The organism is Nocardia sp. 149-1B (assembly GCF_057747975.1).
This window is the reverse complement of record NZ_CM173233.1, coordinates 3688422-3708647: the sequence shown is the minus strand read 5'-3', so window position 1 is coordinate 3708647 and position 20226 is coordinate 3688422. Positions and strand designations below refer to the sequence as shown.

The following is a 20226-nucleotide window of genomic DNA, read 5'->3' as shown; positions in this document are numbered from 1 at the left end:
ATGATTCGCACCAATACGGACGAAGTTGTCCAGACCGGGTGGTGTGTGGACGTCGGGCAGCGTGAGCGGCGCCACGTGCGAGGATCTCCGCTCGTGGACACCGATGTGGCAGATGTCGCTGATGTGATCGTGGTCGGCGCCGGGCTGGCGGGTCTGACCGCCGCCGCCGAGGTCGCCGACGCCGGCCGGCGGGTCGTGCTGCTCGACCAGGAGCCCGAGCAGTCGCTCGGTGGCCAGGCGTTCTGGAGCCTGGGCGGTCTGTTCCTCGTCGACAGCCCCGAGCAGCGCCGGATGGGCATCAAGGACTCGCGCGAGCTCGCGATGCAGGACTGGCTGGGCAGTGCGCAGTTCGACCGCGACGAGGATCGCTGGCCGCGGCGCTGGGCCGAGGCGTACGTCGACTTCGCGGCCGGTGAGAAGCGGTCCTGGCTCCGCGAGATGGGGCACCGGCTGTTCCCGGTCGTGGGCTGGGCCGAGCGCGGTGACGGGCGGGCGGACGGTCACGGCAACTCCGTGCCGCGCTTCCACCTGACCTGGGGCACCGGCCCCGGCGTGGTCGAGCCGTTCGAGCGGCGGGTCCGCGAGCACGCGGCGTCCGGGCGGATCCGGCTCGCGTTCCGGCACCGGGTCGACGACCTGCTCGTCGAGGGCGGTGCCGTGGTGGGCGTGCGCGGCATGGTGCTGGAGCCGAGCTCGGTCGACCGGGGCAAGGCCAGCAGCCGCGTCGAGATCGGCGACTTCGAGCTGCGCGCGCAGGCCGTGATCGTGACCAGCGGCGGCATCGGCGGCAACCACGACCTGGTGCGCAAGACCTGGCCCGCGCGCCTCGGCGCCCCGCCGAAGACGATGGTCGCCGGCGTACCCGCCCACGTCGACGGGCGGATGCTCGGCATCACCGAGGCGGCCGGAGCCAACGTGATCAACCCCGACCGGATGTGGCACTACGTCGAGGGCCTGCGCAACTGGGACCCGATCTGGGACAACCACGGCATCCGGATCCTGCCGGGACCCTCCTCCCTCTGGCTCGACGCGACCGGCAAGCGGCTGCCCGCGCCGTACTTCCCCGGCTTCGACACCCTCGGCACGCTCGCGCACCTGCGCACCACCGGCTACGACTACTCGTGGTTCGTGCTGACACAGAAGATCATCGAGAAGGAGTTTGCGCTCTCCGGCTCCGAGCAGAACCCCGACCTCACCGGCAAGGACGTCAAGCTGCTGCTCTCCCGAGTGCGCGCCGGCGCGCCCGGTCCGATCGAGGCGTTCAAGCAGCACGGCGAGGACTTCGTGGTCGCCGACTCGCTCACCGAGCTGGTAGCCGGGATGAACCGGCTCGCCGACCCCGAGGCGCCCGCACTCGAGGAGCCGGCGCTGCGCCGGCTGATCGAGGCGCGCGACCGCGAGATCGACAACGCCTACGGCAAGGACGCCCAGGTCACCGCGATCCGGGGCGCCCGCAACTACCGCGGCGACAAGCTGATCCGGGTCGCGACCCCGCACAAGCTGCTCGACCCCAAGGCCGGCCCGCTCATCGCCGTACGCCTCAACATCTTGACCCGCAAGACCCTCGGCGGCCTCGAGACCGACCTCGACGGGCGCTGCCTGCGCGCCGACGGCGAACCGTTCCCGGGCCTGTACGCCGCCGGTGAGGTCAACGGCTTCGGCGGCGGCGGGATGATGGGCTACAACGCGCTGGAGGGCACCTTCCTCGGCGGGTGCCTGTTCTCGGGCCGTACGGCGGGCCGCGCCGCCGCCCGCGCGCTCTGAGGTCTCCCGGCGCTGTTGTCTGAGCGCCCGATGGCCTGCGCGGGGTGGCGGCGGTCGGGCGTCTGACGGGCAGGCGTGTGGTTCCGCTTCCTGGTTTCCGAGGAGGCGTGGTTGCGGTTCGCTGTGGTTGGGGCGGCGTGGTTGCGGCGGGCGCGGGTGCTGCGGGTGCGCTGGGGCCCGGGTGCTGTGGTGGAGGTCGAGAACTTCGTCGGTCTATGTCCTTCGGGTGAAGGCGACCTTGCCGTTGGGGAGCAGGGTGGTCTCGTAGTCGGGGTCGTGTGCTCTGGCGTGGTGTCGGGGACAGTAGAGGCGGGCGTGGGTGAGGTCGGTGCCACCGCCTGATGCCCAGGGTGGGTCGTGGTGGGTCTGGCAGCCGCCGGGTGGGGTGTCGCAGTGGTCGGCGGTGCAGCCGCCGTCGCGGATGCCGAGGGCGATGCGCTGGGCTTTGGTGTGGAAGCGGCGGGTGCGGCCGAGGTCGAGGACTTCGGAGGTCCCGCTGAGGACGGCGGGGAGGATGCCTGCTTCGCAGGCGAGGCGGCGGGCTTGGCCGGGTGAGATCACGGCACCGGTGTCGAGGACCCCGGGCTTCAGGCCGCCCTGCAGGGTCTCGAGGGGGATGGTGACCACGATGGGCGTTCACGCCACCTGCTTCGGGGAGCTGGTCGGCGGGGTAGCGCTCGATCCACTCCACCAGCGCGAGGCCCATCCGCTGCGGTCCGGGCTTGCGTTCGCCGAGGTGGCCCTCGACCGCGGCCCGGTGCTTGGGGGCGGCGATGGCAAGGAGCTGCTTCTTGAAGGCCTCGGCCTGCGCGGTCGGGAGGGTGAACCGTCCCCGGGTGGTGCCGTCGCCGTTGTCGGTCATGGTGAGCCGGGTCGCCATGGCTGCTTCGCGTTCCTCGCGCTCCAACAGCTTGGCGTGGTGGGCGTCGGCGGCTTCGGGGTCGATGACGTGGAGGAGTCCTTGGCCGAGGTGGCGTAGCGCGACGGCGTCGAAGTGCGCTGCCTGTCCGACGAGATGAGCCTCAGCTTGTTCGACCAGCCCGGGGTCGACGTGGTCGGGGAGGTCCTCGACCGCGCGGATGATCACCCGGGCCTGGTCGACCAGCAGGTCCCCGGCCTTCAACCCTGCCTGGACGACCGCGTGGTGTTCGAGGCCGGTCGCGAGGCGGGTCTTTCGGTGCGCCTCGGTGCGGGTCATCCGGGTCGCATGGGCCCACCAGTTCGCCACCGATGTGGCGCCGACCTGCTCGGCCACACCCGCGGAGGAGGCGTGGGTGGCGATCCGGGCCTCGAGCTCAGTGGCCCGGGCGATCACGTGGGTGAGGCGGACCAGGGTGTCGGCGGTCTCGTGGACGTCCATCGACCACAGGGAAGCATCATCAACGCTGTCGAGGACGTCTGAGAGCTGTGTGACGGCGCGCGACACGTGGTGTCGTGGGTGTGCTTGTGCGGTCATCGCCACTCCCGAGAAGAAGTTCGTAGTCACACTGTATCGAACAGGTGTTCGAGAGTCAAGGTCTGGCGGAACTTGCTCTTGCTGGGGGTGGTTTCGAGGCTCGTCGCTAGCGCTCCTCGCACCTCAACCACCGTCGTCGAGGCGGCGGGCAGAGGGCCGGGAGGAGGCCGTGACCGCGGCGGACCTGTCCCGCATTGCTGCCAAGAGACGGCGACCACCGCCGACCGGAAGCCGACGTACATCCATCGCCCTGCGTGGGCTGCGGGGGCCTCGACGAGCTCGACCGCCGTGGGAGGTGACGCGTCGTCAGTGCGCGCCGGCGAGGTTGAGGCCGATGACGCCCCCGACGATCATCGCGAGCGAGAGGGCCTTCGCCCAGCCGATCGACTCGCCGAGGAACGCGATGCCCACGACGGCGACCAGGGCGGTGCCGACGCCGGCCCAGATCGCGTAGGCGACCGACACCGGAAGTGTGCGCACGACGATCGTGAGCATCCAGATGGAGAGGCCGTAGCCCCCGAGCACGAGGGCGGTCCAGAGCGGGTCGGTGAAGCCGTCGGCTCGGGGCAGGAGGGCGGTGGACACGACCTCGATGCCGATCGCGGCCATCAGCAGCACCATTGCGGCGAGCACGGGAGTCCTTAGAGTGGGAGAAACGTAGCGACTGCTACAAGCGTAGCACTCGCTACACTCCCACCATGGATCGTCGGGGGGAGCTGCTCGACCGGGTCACCGACCACGTGCTCGAGCACGGGCTGATCGGGCTGACGCTGCGCCCGGTGGCCGCCGCGATCGGCACCAGCGACCGGATGCTCATCTACCACTTCGGCAACCGCGACGCGCTCGTCTCCGCGGTGGTCGTGCGGTCGGGGGAGCGAGCGATCGCGGAGGTCGACGCACTGCCGGGTGCGCCGAGCGTCCGCGCGGCGGTCAACCGCCTGTGGACGGCGTACGGAACCGAGCCCCTCAACGCCTGCCTCGACGTCTACGTCCAGGCCGCCGCCACCGGGCTCTTCGGCAGTGAGCCGTACCTGACCGAGGCGCGGGCCAGCAACGAGCGTTGGGCCGCCGCGCTGCGCGACTACCTGGTGCGCAGCGGGGCGCCCGTGCGCCGGGTGGCCCGGATCGTCACGCTGGTGGACTCGGCGCTCTACGGGTTCCACCTGGATCTGGCCACGGATCGTCCCGAGGAGCTGGCGCGCGGCGTCGACGACCTGGCCCGGGCAGCCCAGGCGATCGCCGGCTGATCCGTCCCGGTCCACCCGGCCGGTCCGCGCCGACTGGTCCACACCAGCTGCCCGCGAAACACAGTGTTCACACCGGCGACCCGGGGGCGCGCGCGGGCGGAGAGTCCCTCCGCATTCGCCGCACAGATATGTTGTCCGCCGCAACAAACTCGGCACATCTGGTTAATTCTTCAACCCTAGTCTGCGTCGGCCGGTCGGCTCTCGACCGCGATACAGACAGGAGTTCACGTGAGGCTCTCCACCTCCACGAGGCGCCGCTCATGGGCGCTGGTTCCACTACTCACCGCTCTTCTCGTGGGCTCGGCGGTCGTCCCGACGGTGTTGGCCGAGGCCGCTGAGCCGGCCTCGCCCAGCGCCTCACCCAGTGCACCGTCCACCCTCCCCGACCCGATGGCCCGTGGCGACTACACGCCGGTCACGATCCAGGAGACCAAGCTCGGGCTGGCCTCGCTCCAGGAGCCGGACTCCGCCGGTGGCGCCCCCACGGCGGGTACGGCGGCCGCGCCCGCGCAGCTCGAGATCCGCGGCGCGCTGTACTACCCCTCTGATCGCACCGAGCCCTCGCCGCTGATCGTGATCGTCCACGGCAACCACGGCTCCTGCGACTCCGGCCAGGACTCGGCGACCGCGACCTGTGCGCAGTACAAGCGCAACGAGGCCGGCTACGCCTACCTCGGCGAGAACCTCGCCACCTGGGGCTACACGACGTTCTCCCTGTCCCAGGACCAGCTGATGATGCGGCAGGACAACTCCAAGGGGAAAGGCATGCACCAGCGGCGGCTGCTGATCGCCGCGGCCCTGGACGCTCTCAGCAAGGCCAACGAGCCCGGCGGCCTGCCCGCCGACGCGCACACCACGATCGGGACCACGCTCGCCGGCCGGCTCGACATGACCCGCATCGGCCTGATGGGCCACTCTCGCGGCGGTGACGCGGTCACGAGCTTCATCGACTACAACCGGATCCGCACCGACGGCCCCCGTTACCCCCTGCGCGGCGTGATCGCGCTGGCGCCGGTGGACTACGAGCGCAAGGCGCCGTACGGCGTCCCGTTCATGAGCGTGCTGCCGTTCTGTGACGGGGACGTCTCGAACCTGCAGGGCGCCCGCTTCTACGAGCGCAGCCAGTACATCAACGGCAACGACCCGTTCCCGCGGATCCAGTCGTCCCAGCTGGGCGCGATCCACAACTGGTACAACACCGTCTGGTACGCCGACGGCGGTGCCGACGGCCAGGCCAACAACGACGCCGCCTGCGGCAACTCGGCGCCGTTCGCGACCAACAACGTCCACCCGCACAACCTGCGGCTCAGCGGTGCGGCCAGCTACACCGACCCGAGCAAGAACTACAAGGTCGACAACTCCGCGACCTACGACCCCACGGTGAACACGAAGATCTCGGGCGACCCCGATCGCATGGGTGACCAGGAGAAGATCGGCCTGGCCACCATGGCGGCGTTCCTGCGGCGCTACGTCGGCGGTGAGGGTGCGTTCGAGCCCTACCTGACCGGCGAGCTCTCGGACACCGACTCGCACCTGCAGATCCCGGCGTCCGCCTGCCCGACCAGCGACTCCGGCATGCGTATCCCGTGCAAGGAGCGGGTCTCGACGAGCTACTTCGCTCCTCCGCAGGAGCGGGTCGACGTGATCCGGCCCGAGGTGCAGAACCCGCTCGGTCTCGACGCCCTGGGCGGCTCGCTCAGCGGCGGCGGATTCGCCTACCCGTACGTCGACAACGGTGGCGTCACGCTGCCCGAGCCGACCGCGGGCGGCTACGACTGGTGCAACCCCGAGCCCGACGACTTCGCGCCGGGCCAGCTCGGCAAGAGCACCCAGCCGACGGCCGCCAAGGCCTGCCCGCTGCCGGGGAAGGCAGCGCTCGGCGGTCAGAACGGCATCCGCGAGAACGGTCCGGTCAACCAGTCCTACGGTCGCCAGCTGGCGCTCGCCTGGGAGCCGGGCAGCAAGGCCCACCTCACCGCGGACATCCCGGCGGCGTCGCAGGACATGAGCGGGCTCAAGGCGCTGGCCATGGGTGCGGACGTCAACTTCTTCGACCTGCGCAACCCGGGTGCCGACAACCGCGGCGACAACACCAAGGACACGACCAGCGCGGGCTGCACGACGGCCCTGCCCTGCTGGCCCAACGAGCTGCCCCAGTCCTACGACCCGGCGTCGTCGACGCAGGACTTCCTCATCGTGTTGAAGGACACCGAGGGTCACGAGGGCGTCGTCCACGCCGGCGACGAGCGGTGGGGCAACGCCCTCCACATGTCGACCGGCACCAACACCGCCAACACGCACATCGTCCTGGACCAGATCCGCGTGCCGCTCAGCGAGTTCGCCGACCAGGGCGTCGACATCAGCTCGCTCGACCAGCTGGAGCTCCGCTTCGGTGAGGACGGGACGCCCGCGTCCGGTTCGATCCAGCTGGCCGACGTGCGGTTCCAGGAGGCCGCGGTCGCCGAGCCGCTGATCCTCTCCGACGGCAACGAGGCCGACGGCGCAGGATTCGGTCCTCCGGCCACCGGCCCGGACCCGGCGGACTTCCTGTCGTCGTACGACAACAGCTTCGGCAACCTGAGGCTGAACGACATGGTCGCCAACCCGGACGGCAACACCACCTGGGTGGTCGACGACGACCGCGCCCAGTGCCCGGCGGCGAACTTCACCTCGATCCAGAAGGCCGTCGACTTCGCCTCCCCGTGGGACACGATCGTGGTGTGTGAGGGCATCTACCAGGAGTCCTCGACCCCGATCTCCGGCAACGGCAACCCGGTCGCCACCGGCGCCAAGAACGGCCTGACGATCAACAAGCCGCTCAAGATCAAGGGGGCCGGCGCGGACAAGGTCACGATCATGCCCGACCAGTCGCTCACGACCCTGGCCGGACAGACGCCGTACCTGCGCGACGGCGGCGGCAACGTCGTCACCGTCTCGCGGCAGTCGCTCGGCTCGACCGACACCAACGAGATGTTCGTGGACATCTCGGGCGTGACGGTGACGGCGGGCAACACGTACGCCGAGGCCGGCATCGCGTTCTTCGGAGCGGCCGGCCGGGTCTCGGAGAGCGTGGTCGGCCCGATGAAGGTCGCCACCACTCCCGAGGAGCTCGCCGCCAACCCGCACGGGTGGGGCATCGTCAAGACCGGCGTCATCCAGGGCGCGGGCTCGGGAACGGTCGAGAGCGAGGTGACGGTCGCGAACAGCCTCGTCACCGGCTACCAGGCCGGAGGCATCCTGTTCGACGGCGCGAAGGGCACCGACGGGGCTCCGGCCAACACGGTCCGCACCGGGATCCGGCAGCACGGCTACGTGACCGGGACGGTCGTCACGGGGAGTGGCAGCAGCCTGTTCCCCCAGACCGGCATCAAGTACACGAGCGGGATGAACGGGTTCGTGAAGAACAGTCGCGTGACCGGCAACTACTTCGAGCCGGACCCCGCGACGTCCTTCGGCATCCTGCTCACCGACGCCGGCACGGACACCGCCAGCGGGCTCGTCGCCCAGGGCGACGTGCTCACCGGCAACGGGTTCGCTGCGTACAACGCCAACGCGGACCTGAGCGGCGTGCGGACCGGTGCGCCGTTCGAGGTGCAGTCCAGCTACCTCGGCTCGGCGGCTCCGGTCCCGGGCGGTCCGGCCGACCCGAGCGCCGGTGTCGAGGCGATCTCGGGCACGGACTCCGGGGGCGCCGACTCCGTCGCGATCACGTCCCTGGCGGAGACACCGCCTGACGGCGTGCCCACCGGCGTCGGCTCGGTCAGCGACAGTGCTCCGACGGCCACGGTGATCGACCCGGAGGACGGTTCGGAGGTCGCCGTGGGCGAGACGCTGCACCCGCTGGTGCGGGGGATCGACGACTTCGCCGTGAAGTCGGTGACCCTCCTGGCCGACGGCGTGCCGGTCGGCACGGTCGCGACGGCGCCGTACGAGTTCAGCTGGAGGCCGACGGGTGACGACCTCGGTGAGGAAGTGAGCTTCGAGGCAGTCATCACCGACTCCGCGGGCCAGCAGGCCAGGTCGGTGCCGGTGACGGTCTCGGTGCCGGACCCGGCCGGGCCGCCCACGACCGGTCCGACCGCGCCGCCGACCACCGGCCCGACGGATCCGCCGACGACGGATCCGACCGACCCGCCCACGACGGACCCGACGGACCCGCCGACCACCGAGCCGCCGGTGACGCCGACGTTGACGCTCGGGCGGGTGGTGAAGTCGAAGTCCGCCGGCACGGCGACCGTCGCGGCGCGCGTCAACACCGCTGGTACGGCGACCCTCACCGGTCCGAAGGTGGTGACCACGACGGGAGCGGCGTCAGGACCGTCCACCGTCACGCTCCTGGTCATGGTCGACCGTGAGCACCGGGCGATCCTGCGGAGGACCGGGAGGCTCGAGGTGACGGTCCGGGTCACCTTCACCTCCGAGGGAGGGATGGTGACCGGCACCAAGACCCTGGTCCTGGTGAAGAAGAAGCACTAGCCGGGCCAAGGCCCGAGCAGACGAGGCGTCCGTCCCCACCGGGGACGGGCGCCTCGTCGCATGCCTACTTGTCGTCCTCGTAGATGCTCCACCAGCCGATGGCCTCGGGGTTGACGATGATCGTCAGGCGCTGGCCGGGCTGGCCCGCCATCTCCACGGCGACCTCGACGAGCTCCGCGCCGTCGAACCCGTCCCGGAGCCGGGCGAGCAGCTCGGCGTTGTCGGTCTCGGCGGGGAGGGTCCAGCTGTCGTCGGTGTTCCCGAGGAGGAGGTACTTAGCCATGCCGGCCACCGTATAGGTGTGGCCCGCGTGCCAGGGAAACGGCGCGACTCAGACGAACGCGACGGCGAGCAGGACCGCGCCGACGACGACCGCGATCGTCATCAGGTATCCGAGCCCGAAACCGGGCAGCGGCTGACGGGTCCTCATCGCGTGCTCGACCCGGGCCCAGCGGATCAGCGCGAAGACCGTCACCAGTGCCCCGAAGAGCACCAGCGTGACGGCGAGCGTCGTACGCACCCACGTGGTCCCCGGCACTTTCAGTGCGTGCAGCGCCACACCGCCGGCGAGCATCGCCAGCGCAGTGCGCACCCAGGCGAGGAACGTCCGCTCGTTCGCGAGGGTGAAGCGCGGGTCGGGCTCCTCGCCCGGTCCGTAGACCCAGTGCGGGCGCCGGTCGGTCATGACAGTCATGCTGCCGTACGCCGGGCTCCTCAGGGCAGGGGGTTCAGTGCGCCGTCGCTGTACAGCAGCCGGTTGTCGCTGGTCAGGACCAGGTGCCCGATGGGAAGCGGGTCGTCCCACACCTCCTTGCGGGCCACCGGTCGGTGGTCGCGGCTGATCTGCCACAGCTCGCTGATGTAGTCGACCATCTGGGGCGCGAACCGGTTGTCGCGCAGCCACATCGTGTCCCCGAAGACCTCGCCGAGCAGGTAGTTCGTCGCCCCACGCCCGTCGGGCGTGGCCATCGTGACGGTGCCGCCGTGCGCGATCTGGGTGATCCCGTCGGCGCGCCGGACGCTGACGTCGTGCACCTCGCCGTGCAGGTAGAGGTCGACATGGTGCTCGGCCATCGTCCGCCAGAACGCCGAGTCCTGGCCGCCCCGGTAGTAGATGCCCGAGGACCCGTACTCCCGGACGGGGCGCAGGACGGGTACATGGCCCTGGACGACGATCCAGTCCGTGCCACGACGCTCCGCCGCGGTGAGCGTCCGATCCAGCCACCCGAGCTGCTGCGGGTCCAGCCGGGCGACGACGTCGCGCCGGGTGCGTTCGAAGACGTCGACGGTGACCAGGAGCACCTCCGGGTCGACGTACGTCGCATAGGCGGTGCCGTGCGCGGGACCACGCGGCGTGTCCCGCAGGTGGTCGGGCGCGAGGACGTTGGCGTGGAACGCCTTCTTGAAGGTCGCGACGTTGTCCAGCTTGAACCGGGTGCGTCCCGGCTGGCTCCCGCCCGACCAGGGGTTGTCGCCGATGTCGTGGTCGCCCACCGCAGCGTGGACGTCCAGGCCCCGCTCGTCGAAGCGCAGACGCCACTGGGAGAAGTAGAAGTCGGCCGCGCGCCGCAGTGCCGCCTTGCGCTGTGCGTTGGTGCTCGCCGGTCCGAAGATCCCGGTGTGGCCGTCGTCGTACCCCCAGTGGCCTTCGACCAGGTCACCGGCGACGAGGACGTCGTCGGGCGCCTCGGCCTCGAACGTGTCCAGGATCGTGTCGATCGTCGCGGCGTAGGAGGAGTTCCAGGAGTTCGGGAGGCCCGCGTGCCACGTCTTCAGCGTGCTGACGTCGGCGATGTCGGCGTTCATGAAGTCGGGGGAGGACAGGAACGTGTAGTCGGGCGCGGCGTCCGGACGGTCCGGCTCCACGCCGTTGGCCGGCAACGGCCGCGGGACCGGCCGGGGGTAGTACGCGGCCGTCGTCCGGGTGACCGGCGCAGACGGGGAGGAGGTGGCGTCCGCACCTGCAGTGAGGCTTCCGGTCAGGAGGGCAGCGACGCCGAGCGCGCCGCACGCGGTCACGACCGCACGGGTCGGGTGGCGGAGATCCATGCGAGCGCGGCTCTTCCTTCTCGAGAAGCCAGGATTCTCCCCCGGCACCAGAGGAGTCGGACGATCGGGTCGGCGGTTGAACCGTTCCGCGTGTGAGCCACGTCATCTCTGCCGGCGCTGGCAGGTCTCTAGGCTCCGCGGGTGACCTACGAGTTCGACGAACAGATCGCGGTGACCCGGCGGGACGAGACGACGTTCGGGGCCGACCTCGCGGCCGGGTGGTCGGTGGGCGGGGGGATCAACGGCGGCTACCTGCTCGCGGTGCTCGGCAACGCGCTGCGGCACACGCTCCCGGACAAGCCCGACCCGATCGCGGTGTCCGCCTACTACCTCTCCGCCTCTGCTGCGGGGGAGGCGACGGTCAGCGTCGACGTGCGCCGTGACGGCGGCAGCGTGGCGACCGCGGCCGCCGAGCTGCGGCAGGGCGAGGACGTGCGGATCACCGCGCTCGCGACGTACGGCGACCTCTCCCGCCTCGGGGACGACGTCCGGACCACGGCCGACGAGCCGGACATGCCGCCCCCGGGCGAGTGCGTGCCCAACACGATGGCTCCGGCGGAGCTGCGGGCGGTCGCGCCGCTCATGGAGCGCTTCGACATGCGCTTCCACCCCGACCACATCGGCTGGGCGGTGGGGGAGCCGAGCGGCAACGGCGTGCTGAGTGCGTGGTTCCGGCTGGTCGACGGCCGCGAGCCGGACCCACTCTCGCTGCTGATGGTCGTGGACGCCCTGCCGCCGGTCACCTTCGACCTGGGCATGCCTGGGTGGGCGCCGACGCTCGAGCTGACCGCTCATGTGCGCGCCCGGCCGGCGCCGGGCTGGCTGCGGGTGCGGCATGCGACCCGCAACATGGCGGGCGGGATGTTCGAGGAGGACTGCGAGGTGTGGGACTCCGCCGGCCGGCTGGTGGCCCAGAGCCGGCAGCTGGCGCGTCAGCCGCGTCCGTAGGCGGTCCGCCGACTCCGTGCATACCGGCGTGCGTGCCGGGTACGGCGTGATCGGGCGTCGGTCTAGACCGGCGGGGTGGGGGTTGCCCTCGACAGGGGGCTTCTCAATCGCGCCCGGGAGCGCCTCGGGCGCAACAGCAAGGAGGAATCACGCATGATTCGCAGCGGAATCAAGGGCGGCCTCGCCGCAACAGCGGTGACGAGCCTCGCGGTGGCAGGACTTCCGTTCCTCGCGTCCTCGGCCTCGGCCAACCCACTGACCACGGGCCTGGACGCCAACGCCGTGACGTTCTACAGCCAGTACGCCCCGGGCGTCTCCGCCGAGAACGACGGCTCCAACTCGACCATCTCGCTGGTCGTCGGCGGTGGTGCGAACGTCGGCTCGGTGCAGTTCCAGGCCACGCTCACGCCGGGTGGCACGCCGATCAACATCGGCACCCCAGTGAGCCGCAACGCCGACGGTGTCTTCGCGTTCGACTGGACGCCGTCGTTCCCCGTCGGGACCACCGCCGTGGAGTTCTCGGCGGTCCCCAACACCGGACAGGCCAACACCGCCACCAGCGGCCCGCAGCTCGTGCTGAGCGACGCGATCGCCAACACCGTCGAGCTGAGCAGTGAAGGCAGCCTCGGCGTGTTCCAGAGCCCGTACGCCGCGGACTCCGGCGGCGACTTCGTCGGCCTCACCGGCACGACGTCGGACGCCGGCAGCGTCGCGCTGAGCACGCGCAGCGCCAACCCGTCCACCCCGGCGGGCACCTCGAGCGCGTCGTCGACGGTGACGGCGCCGGCCACGAACGGCACCTTCGCGGGCATCCTCGACATCGACGGCTACAGCTACTCCGGTGGCGCTGAGCCCAACCAGATCGTGTTCGGCGCGGCCACCCAGGCGGCCGGGGCAACCGACGACGTCGAGGCGTCGACCCTCTACGTCCAGCAGATCAAGACCGTCACCGCGCAGGCCTCCCGCACGAACGTGCCCGCGGGCCAGAAGGCGGACGTCACCGTCACGGTCAAGGACCAGAGCGGCAAGCCGGTCGCCAACGCGCTGGTCGACTACAACACCCCGGACGGCAGCGACCCGGGCACGGAGCCTGACGACTCCTCGACCGCCGCGCAGCGCACCGACGCGCGGGGCGTCGTGACCTTCAGCAACCTCGGCGCCGGCAGCTACACGTTCTATGCCAACACCACGAGCGAGGTCGACACCCAGAGCGCGGGTGACGTGGCCGCCTCACCGGTGACGATCACCGACTACACGCCGACCAACACCTCGCTGGTGGCCTCCGCGGTCGACGGGTACGCCGACTTCGACCTCGACGAGGTCACCGGCGCCGAGAACGGCGACGACTTCGTGGCCACCCTCAAGGACCAGAACGGCGCCCCCGTCGAGGGCCAGCCGGTCGAGTACAGCTGGCACTTCCAGCCCAGTGCCGGCGGCACGCCCACCGACAGCGCCTTCGCGAGCGCCGGCAACACCGACGCCAAGGGTCAGGTCGCCGTGCCGTTCCCGAACAGCGGCGCCGCCGGCACCTACACGCTCAACGTGCGCCGTCCGAACGTGAACGGCTCGGGGCTCCTCAACGGCACGCCCCTGACCGTCGACGTGGCGGAGTCCGAGATCAGCTTCGCCGACGGCGACTCGGTCAACGCTCCGGTCAACGGCTCGGCCACGATCAAGGGCACCCTCGCCCTGGTCAACGGCGCGGGTGCTCTCGGCGGGCGCACCGTCACGGTCACCTACACGCCGGGTCTCGGTGGCGACGCGTCGTTCTCGACGAGCCAGCCCGCGGGCACCACGCGCAACAACGCCGTGCAGGCGACCGCGGTCACCGCGGCCGACGGCTCGTTCTCGGTGTCCCTCACGGACCCGACGGTGCCGCCGAACGTGCCGCCGACCAACGAGTCGGGCACGCTGACGGCGGTGGCCACCGGCCTGAACACCGGTGACACCGACACCTCCGCCGACGCGCGCGACAGCATCACGGTGAACTTCAAGCAGGCCGACACCGTGAGCGGCATCGACATCGCCACCGACGTCCTCGCGCCCAACGGCACCGGGATCCAGGCGGCCGGTCCGGGTGTCCCCGTCGACCTCGACATCACCGTCCGTGGCGCCGACGGCGACTCCAACCCGAGCAACGACCCGAAGCTGGGTGACGTCCCGGTGCAGGTCAGCGTCGACAAGGGCTTCCTCAGCCCCAACGCCGAGACGACCGACGACCTCACCCTGGCCAGCGGGCACGACAAGGCCGGCGACCTGTGGGGCTACTTCAAGAACGACGGCACCAGCGAGACCGTGACGACGGCCGACTCCGGCTCGGGTCAGGGCACCACCGGTCTGGTCGCCGCGATCGAGAAGGACGCCGGGTTCGACGACGACGGCCTGACCCAGCTCACCGTGACCGTCAAGGCGGGCAACGTGACGCAGACCAAGACCATCACCTACGACGTGCGTGCGCTGCTCAACGCCACCGACGCCTCCTTCGAGCGGGCCGACGGCGAGCCGACCGGCGACGTGCCGACCACGGAGAAGGTCGGGATGCAGCTCTATGTCCACGACCAGTTCGGCAACCTCGCCGGTGACGAGAAGGCCAAGATCAGCGACAGCTCGCCGATCGCGGACTTCGACACCGACGAGTCCGCGGACTCGACGTTCACGGACTTCACCAACTCGGGTCCGGGAGTCACCGCGTTCTCCGACAAGCCGGCGACGCAGACCCTGACCGCGCTGATGACGCCCGGCCAGGTCCTCGTCGACGCGGCCGGCAACGCCACCAGTGACTCGTCCAAGACGCTGTCCGTCGACTCCGACCCGATCAACTGGGTCGAGCCCACGCAGCCGCAGCCGCCGGTCTCGATCGTCTCCCGCCTGACCGGCTCCAGCAACGGCGGTCGCGCGGACCGGCTCACCGTCACTGCTTCGAAGGTGGCCGCGGGTGCGAAGGTCACGCTCTTCAAGATCGTGAAGGGCAAGCGGGTCGCGGTGAGGTCGGGCGTGCTCGGCGCCGACGGCAAGGTCACCCTGCGTGTCAAGGACCGCAACGGGAAGGCGTTCACGACCTACATCGCCCGCGTGATGGCGACGGCCACCACCAAGGCGGACACGACGAACAAGCGGAAGATCCGCTGATCGTCGAGCACCAACGAGTCGGACGGGCCCGCGGCGTACACGCGCCGCGGGCCCGTCCGCGTCCGCTTGGGTGGCCATGTTTGACTGCTGGGCATGCGTTCTCGAGGACTCTCCCTGGCCCTGACCGCCCTCTGCACGATGGCTGCGCTGTCCGCGTGCAGCAGCGACGACAGCGACGGTGACGAGCCGAAGAGCGGAGGCTCGGAGTCATCCGCCTCGGAGAGCCCGACCATCTACCCGGTCGACGGGTGCCAGGCGAAGGTGGGCATCAGCGGTGCCCTCCAGGTGAAGTGGAGCGGCAATGCGATGGCGACCCCGTCCGGGGACGCGACGACCTATCAGGCGAGCAACAACAAGAGCAGCTGGGTGGCGGTCACCACGGCCGCCGGCGATGCTCCGGCCCAGGTGGTGGTGACGGTCAAGGGCACGACCTACGACGTCCCCGACAAGAGCGTGACGGTCAAGGAGTCGGCGGACGGGCTCACGGCCACCGCGTCGGCTGAGGTGTCCAAGGGCAAGGTGGCCAAGGTGCAGGCGAAGTTCACCTGCGACAAGACCGCGGGCTGAGCCTCGACGCCGTCCCTCAGGCTCCGGCGAGGTCGCGGTCGTGGATCGCAGGCCCGCGGTCGAGCCACCACTGGGCACCCCGCTGGGTCTCCGGGTCACCGGTCTTGGCGAAGTCCGCCAGCTCGGGGGCGGCGGCCATGCCGAGGGCGAACAGCGTTGCGTGCCGCTCGGCGGTCCGCGCCGCCTCGTACCGTCCCGCGATCGCGGCGCTCTGGTCGGGGGTCAGCTGTCCGGACAGGCCTGCGTTGACCAGCGCCCGGGCGCGGACGGTCGGGCGCTCCTCGATGATGGCGCGGTCGGCGATCTGGTCGCTCAGCCCGCAGTCGCCCAGCCGCATAAGCACGGTCCAGGCGCGGGCGGCGAGCAGCTCGTTGTCGTCGGCGGCCAGCCGTAGGCAGTGACGTGCCGCCGCCGGGGCGTACGGCGAGGCGGCGATCAGCAGCGCGGCGTGGTGTCGCCGGGGCTTGTGTGAGTGGAGCAGCGCCTCGCGCAGCAGCCGGCGCAGCATCTGGTCGGGCTCCTGCGCCTGGTGCGCGGGCGTGTCCGCCTGGATGGCCGGAGCGAGGTCGGCGACCAGGGACGCGGCTCGGGCCGCCGGGACCATCTCGTCGCCGGCCCGGGCGTTGGTGACCAGGCCGAAGGCTCGACGGGTCCGCAGACCTCCCGCCACCCGCTCCCAGGAGTGGTCCGGGAGCCGGACGGCGAGGTCGAAGGCATCCAGGCGGCCGTCGAGCGACTCACCGCGGCGCAGCGCGCCGAGCACGTGGGACTCCAGCGGGGGGAGCGCGGCCTCGTCGAAGTGGCCGCGGGACAGCTTGATCGCGGCCACCGAGGACGCCGCGCGACGCAGGTAGACGTTGTCGGTGTTCGCGGAGAGCAGGCGCAGGGTCAGGTCGGCGGCCGCCCGGTCGGGAACCTCCGCGAGCAGGTTGAGCACCGGTGCGACGACCTGGGCGTCGGGCGCAGTCACGAACCGGCCGATCGCCATCAGGAGGTGCTGGCGGGCGATCGGGTGGCCGATGAAGGCCGCGGCCGCTTCGTAGCGGCGTACGTAGCCCGGACCCACCGCCCGCCCGAGCTCGCTGACCAGCTCGTGGGTCACCTGAGCCCACTCCCGGTCGCGGAGGAACACCCGGTCGTAGCGGTTGAGCTCGTCGGTCAGGCGCAGCCAGTGCGCGCCGGTCGCGACGCCCTGCTCCGTCCTCTCGAGGAGGCTCTCGACCTGGGAGTTGGTCAACGGGGTCTCGTGGGCGGGATTGCGGCGGACCGACGGCCCGTCGCCGAACGAGCGGCGCAGCCCGTTGGCGACGGCGACCAGCCAGCCCTCCGGGAGGCCGAGCACCACCTCGTACGTCGCCGTGACCGCGGCCGGCAACGGCTGCAGCCCGGACTCCCAGCGCGACACTCGGGAGGCGTCGACCGGGATGCCGCGCTCCTTCAGCGCGGCGATGAACCCCTCGCGCCGGGCCAGGTCGGGATCGGGACCCAGGACGCGGGCCACGGTGAGCAGCCAGGCCACCCGCTGCTCACAGCCCACCCGGCCGGAGCTCAGCGCGTGCGGGTCCTCGGGGAGTCGCTGCGGGCGCCCTCGTCGTCGCACTGGCGGCGGCGTGCGCTCCTCTGACATGATCCCCCGATCGTCGGGTGTCCGTGCGGCACACTGCCCGCCACCCGAGACCATTTATTGCAGGTTTGCTTCGGCACTGCAACAACCGCCCCGTGACGTGAGCAGCATCCCTAATGTCTCCCTTGGCACTCGGGATCCGTTCACGCGTGCCGAACACGGGGCTCTCGGGCCTCATGTAATGAGGCGGGAGATCGTCCCGGCCTATTCACTCCGGAAGGAAACACAGCATGAACAGCAGCGGCATCAAGCGGGGACTGGCGGCTACCGCCGTCGCCGCTCTGGCGGTTACGGGTCTTCCGTTCCTCGCCTCTTCGGCTTCCGCCGTCACCGGCGACGCCATCTCGGTCGGCTCGGTCGGCCCGACGCTCAACGGCGGCGCCGCGGGCGGCGTCATCCGCCTCAAGGCGACCGGCCTCACCGCCTCGGACGTGGACGGCACTGACCCCACGAGCGAGGTCGCCATCATCGGCACCAACCTCACGAGCCCCGCCAACAACGCCAACCAGACGGTTGCGATCGTGGGCACCCCGACGTTCATCGCGAGCGGCTCGGCTCAGGACTCGGCTCCGGCTGACGGCCAGGCCGAGGTTCTGGTCCACGTTTCGGCGACCACCCCGGCGGCTGGCGACACGGCGACCTACGCGCTCTACATCGACGACAACGGCGACGGTTCGGTTCAGGCCTCTGAGGCTCGCACCCAGGTCTCGCAGATGACCTCGGGCGTCGTTGCCGCGCTCGCCGTCTCCCCGACCGCTCAGACCGCCCCCCTCGGCGTCGAGAGCGGTGCCTACACGGTCACGTACAAGGACAGCGCCGGCCGCACCACGCAGCCGACGGCCAACACGGTCCTTTCGGTCTCGAGCGGTGGCGCCGCGACGTTCAACGCCTCGCCGATCACGCCGACCCAGGCCGAGCTCGGCACCGCCACCTTCAAGGCGACCGGTACGGGCACCACGGGCCTGCGCAACATCTCGGTCGCCAACGGCGCCGTGACCGCTGCTGCGCAGCTCGACGTCATCGCTGCTGCGACCGGCATCGTCGAGTCCGAGGTGGACTTCGTCACCGGCGCCGACAGCTGGAAGGGTGACGGCACCGACACCTACGCGGGTGGCGTCTCGGTCCGCACCGACCAGGGTTCGGTCAAGCTGGACATCAAGTCCCCGTCGAACGCGGGCAAGGTCGTCAGCATCACCACGACCGGCACCGGCCTCACCTTCGGCGGCACGGCTGCCAAGACCCAGACGGTGACCCTCAACGCTCAGGGCGTCGGCTCGCTGACCTTCACCCCTGACGCTGGCACCGTCCAGGCGGGCGACAGCTTCACCGTCGTCGGCGCGGGCATCAACACCACCGTCACCTACGCGGCCCCCGCCATCTCGGCGGCGACCGTCACCCCGGACGCGATCACCTACCTGTCGTCCTACGGTGGCTCTGTCACCGCGACCGTCACCGTGACCGACCAGTTCGGCACGCCGGCGGCCGGCACCTACGTCACCGTGCAGCGCACGGGCGGCGCGGACGCTGACGCGGCCGAGTCGGCCCGCAAGCAGGTTGGCGCCGACGGCAAGGTGTCCTTCACCCTGACCGACACCAAGGCGACCGCGGCCTCGCACGGCACGGACACGCTCAGCTTCAAGGTGTACGCCGGTCAGTTCGACACGACGGCGCTCGCCACCGACGTCAGCTCGCACATCGACTACACGGCCACCGGCCAGGGTGCGGACTTCTTCTTCACCGTGGACGGCACCCTGCCGGCTGGTGCTGGGTACGACCCCAACGCCACGTTCGCGAACCCGCTGACCGACACCACGGCCGACAACCTGGGTGACAGCGGCGACGAGTCGATCGCGCTGAACATCGTCGGCGGCACCGCGAGCTCTGCGGTCACCGTGGGCGTCACCAACGGCGCCCTGGTCCTGAAGAACGGCGAGACCCGCCTCTCGCAGGGTTCGGCTTCCGACACCGGTGTGCTCGGTACGGACAACTTCAAGATCATCGGCACCAAGACCGGCCTCGTGACCGTCACCATCACCAGCGGTGGCATCACCAAGACCGCTCAGGTGTCGGTCCACTCGGGCGCCGAGATGACCCCGGCCGTCAGCACCGCGTTCTCGGCTCGCAACGTCGAGGTCACGGCTCCGGAGAAGGCCAAGGCCGGCGAGACCGTTCCGTTCGTCGTCAAGGTGACCGACTCCTTCGGCAACCCGGTCTACGGTGTTCCGTCCTCCGCTCTGACCAAGATCGTGAGCGGCGACGCTCAGGTCGTCGGTGACAGCGGCACGACGAACGCGGCCGGCGAGCTGACCGTTCAGGTCGCGCTCAACAACAACGCTGACTCCCCGGTCGGCCTGCAGGTCACCGGCACCGGCTACGACTTCGGCGCCGCTGCCAACCGCCTCACCGCCGCCAGCACCACCGACGACGGCACCGGCCTGACCAAGTCCGAGAACGTCGACTCCGCGTCCGTCGCCAACGTCGTCAACATCGCGAAGCTCCAGGCGGCTGTCGACGCGGCCCAGGCCGAGGTCAACCAGGCCCAGGGCAATGTCGACGCGGCCAAGGGTGACCTCTCGGTCGCCAAGGCCGAGCGCTCGGTCGCCCAGGCCGAGGTCAAGGCTGCCAAGCAGGACCTGCGCAAGGCCCAGAAGCACCACAAGGGTGTTGCGGCTGCTCGCAAGGCTCTGCGCCAGGCCCGCGGCGACCTCCGGATCGCCAACGCCAAGGTGAACGCGGCCCAGGCCACGGTCAACCGCGCCAACGCTGCCCTCACGGCGGCTCAGGCCAAGCTCGCGGCCGCTCAGAAGGCCCTCGAGGACGCGCAGAAGTGACCCTGGTCTTCTGACCAGCTAGCACTGCTCTGGGTGGCTCCCGGACTCCGGTCCGGGAGCCGCCCCCAGAACCACCTGGGGTGAGGGCCAGGCCTACGGACCTGGCACGAGCCCGACCGGGGGCGTTGCTCCCGC

Annotated in this window: 13 protein-coding genes and 1 pseudogene; 7 read left to right on the top strand and 7 right to left on the bottom strand. The window is 70.8% G+C overall.

Annotated elements, in window-relative coordinates; all coding sequences use genetic code 11:
- Window positions 1–105 precede the first annotated feature (105 nt).
- The gene (locus AC3ANS_RS17765) at window positions 106–1764 is read left to right on the top strand and encodes an FAD-binding dehydrogenase (protein WP_488296523.1); all 1659 of its coding nucleotides are present in this window, start codon (window positions 106–108) and stop codon (window positions 1762–1764) included.
- Window positions 1765–1977: 213 nt separating this feature from the next.
- Here AC3ANS_RS17765 and AC3ANS_RS17760 read toward each other — a convergent pair whose 3' ends face one another.
- From AC3ANS_RS17760 to AC3ANS_RS17750, 3 genes and pseudogenes are all read right to left on the bottom strand, one after another.
- Window positions 1978–2391, bottom strand: a complete 414-nt coding sequence (locus AC3ANS_RS17760; RefSeq protein WP_488292901.1) for an HNH endonuclease signature motif containing protein — start codon at window positions 2389–2391, stop codon at window positions 1978–1980.
- A gap of 184 nt (window positions 2392–2575) precedes the next feature.
- A pseudogene (locus AC3ANS_RS17755) lies at window positions 2576–3124 on the bottom strand (DUF222 domain-containing protein); the annotation flags it as partial.
- 402 nt (window positions 3125–3526) lie between these two features.
- Window positions 3527–3853: a DMT family transporter gene (locus AC3ANS_RS17750; RefSeq protein WP_488292900.1), complete on the bottom strand. Its 327-nt coding sequence runs from the start codon at window positions 3851–3853 to the stop codon at window positions 3527–3529.
- A 65-nt stretch (window positions 3854–3918) separates the two neighbouring features.
- Here AC3ANS_RS17750 and AC3ANS_RS17745 point away from each other — a divergent pair, with 65 nt between their 5' ends.
- Window positions 3919–4467 carry a TetR family transcriptional regulator gene (locus AC3ANS_RS17745; protein ID WP_488292899.1) on the top strand — a complete coding sequence of 183 codons (549 nt, stop codon included), beginning with the start codon at window positions 3919–3921 and terminating at the stop codon, window positions 4465–4467.
- Window positions 4468–4695: 228 nt separating this feature from the next.
- Window positions 4696–8943, top strand: a complete 4248-nt coding sequence (locus tag AC3ANS_RS17740) for an Ig-like domain-containing protein (protein ID WP_488292898.1) — start codon at window positions 4696–4698, stop codon at window positions 8941–8943.
- Window positions 8944–9007: 64 nt separating this feature from the next.
- On the opposite strand, the gene AC3ANS_RS17735 is transcribed toward AC3ANS_RS17740, so the two are convergent.
- Genes AC3ANS_RS17735 through AC3ANS_RS17725 form a run of 3 tightly spaced genes read right to left on the bottom strand, consistent with a single transcriptional unit; the run spans window position 9008 to window position 10992 of the window.
- Window positions 9008–9226 carry a hypothetical protein gene (locus tag AC3ANS_RS17735; protein WP_488292897.1) on the bottom strand — a complete coding sequence of 73 codons (219 nt, stop codon included), beginning with the start codon at window positions 9224–9226 and terminating at the stop codon, window positions 9008–9010.
- 48 nt (window positions 9227–9274) lie between these two features.
- On the bottom strand, window positions 9275–9628 hold the full coding sequence (locus AC3ANS_RS17730) for a YidH family protein (RefSeq protein WP_488292896.1): 354 nt from the start codon (window positions 9626–9628) through the stop codon (window positions 9275–9277).
- Window positions 9629–9657: 29 nt separating this feature from the next.
- Window positions 9658–10992, bottom strand: a complete 1335-nt coding sequence (locus AC3ANS_RS17725) for a metallophosphoesterase family protein (protein WP_488292895.1) — start codon at window positions 10990–10992, stop codon at window positions 9658–9660.
- Between the two features lie 141 nt (window positions 10993–11133).
- On the opposite strand from AC3ANS_RS17725, the gene AC3ANS_RS17720 reads away from it, so the two are divergent.
- The 3 genes from AC3ANS_RS17720 to AC3ANS_RS17710 all read left to right on the top strand — a co-directional run bounded on the left by AC3ANS_RS17720 (window position 11134) and on the right by AC3ANS_RS17710 (window position 15636).
- Entirely contained in the window at window positions 11134–11940 is an 807-nt protein-coding gene (locus AC3ANS_RS17720; RefSeq protein ID WP_488292894.1) for a thioesterase family protein, read from the top strand.
- 153 nt (window positions 11941–12093) lie between these two features.
- On the top strand, window positions 12094–15069 hold the full coding sequence (locus tag AC3ANS_RS17715) for a beta strand repeat-containing protein (protein WP_488292893.1): 2976 nt from the start codon (window positions 12094–12096) through the stop codon (window positions 15067–15069).
- 93 nt (window positions 15070–15162) lie between these two features.
- A complete protein-coding gene (locus AC3ANS_RS17710) occupies window positions 15163–15636 on the top strand; it encodes a hypothetical protein (protein ID WP_488292892.1) in 474 nt (157 codons plus the stop codon).
- 16 nt (window positions 15637–15652) lie between these two features.
- Here AC3ANS_RS17710 and AC3ANS_RS17705 read toward each other — a convergent pair whose 3' ends face one another.
- Entirely contained in the window at window positions 15653–17263 is a 1611-nt protein-coding gene (locus AC3ANS_RS17705; RefSeq protein WP_488292891.1) for a hypothetical protein, read from the bottom strand.
- 227 nt (window positions 17264–17490) lie between these two features.
- Between AC3ANS_RS17705 and AC3ANS_RS17700 the strand changes: the two genes are divergently transcribed.
- Window positions 17491–20091 (top strand): hypothetical protein, encoded by a 2601-nt coding sequence (locus tag AC3ANS_RS17700; RefSeq protein WP_488292890.1) that lies wholly within the window; start codon window positions 17491–17493, stop codon window positions 20089–20091.
- Window positions 20092–20226 lie beyond the last annotated feature (135 nt).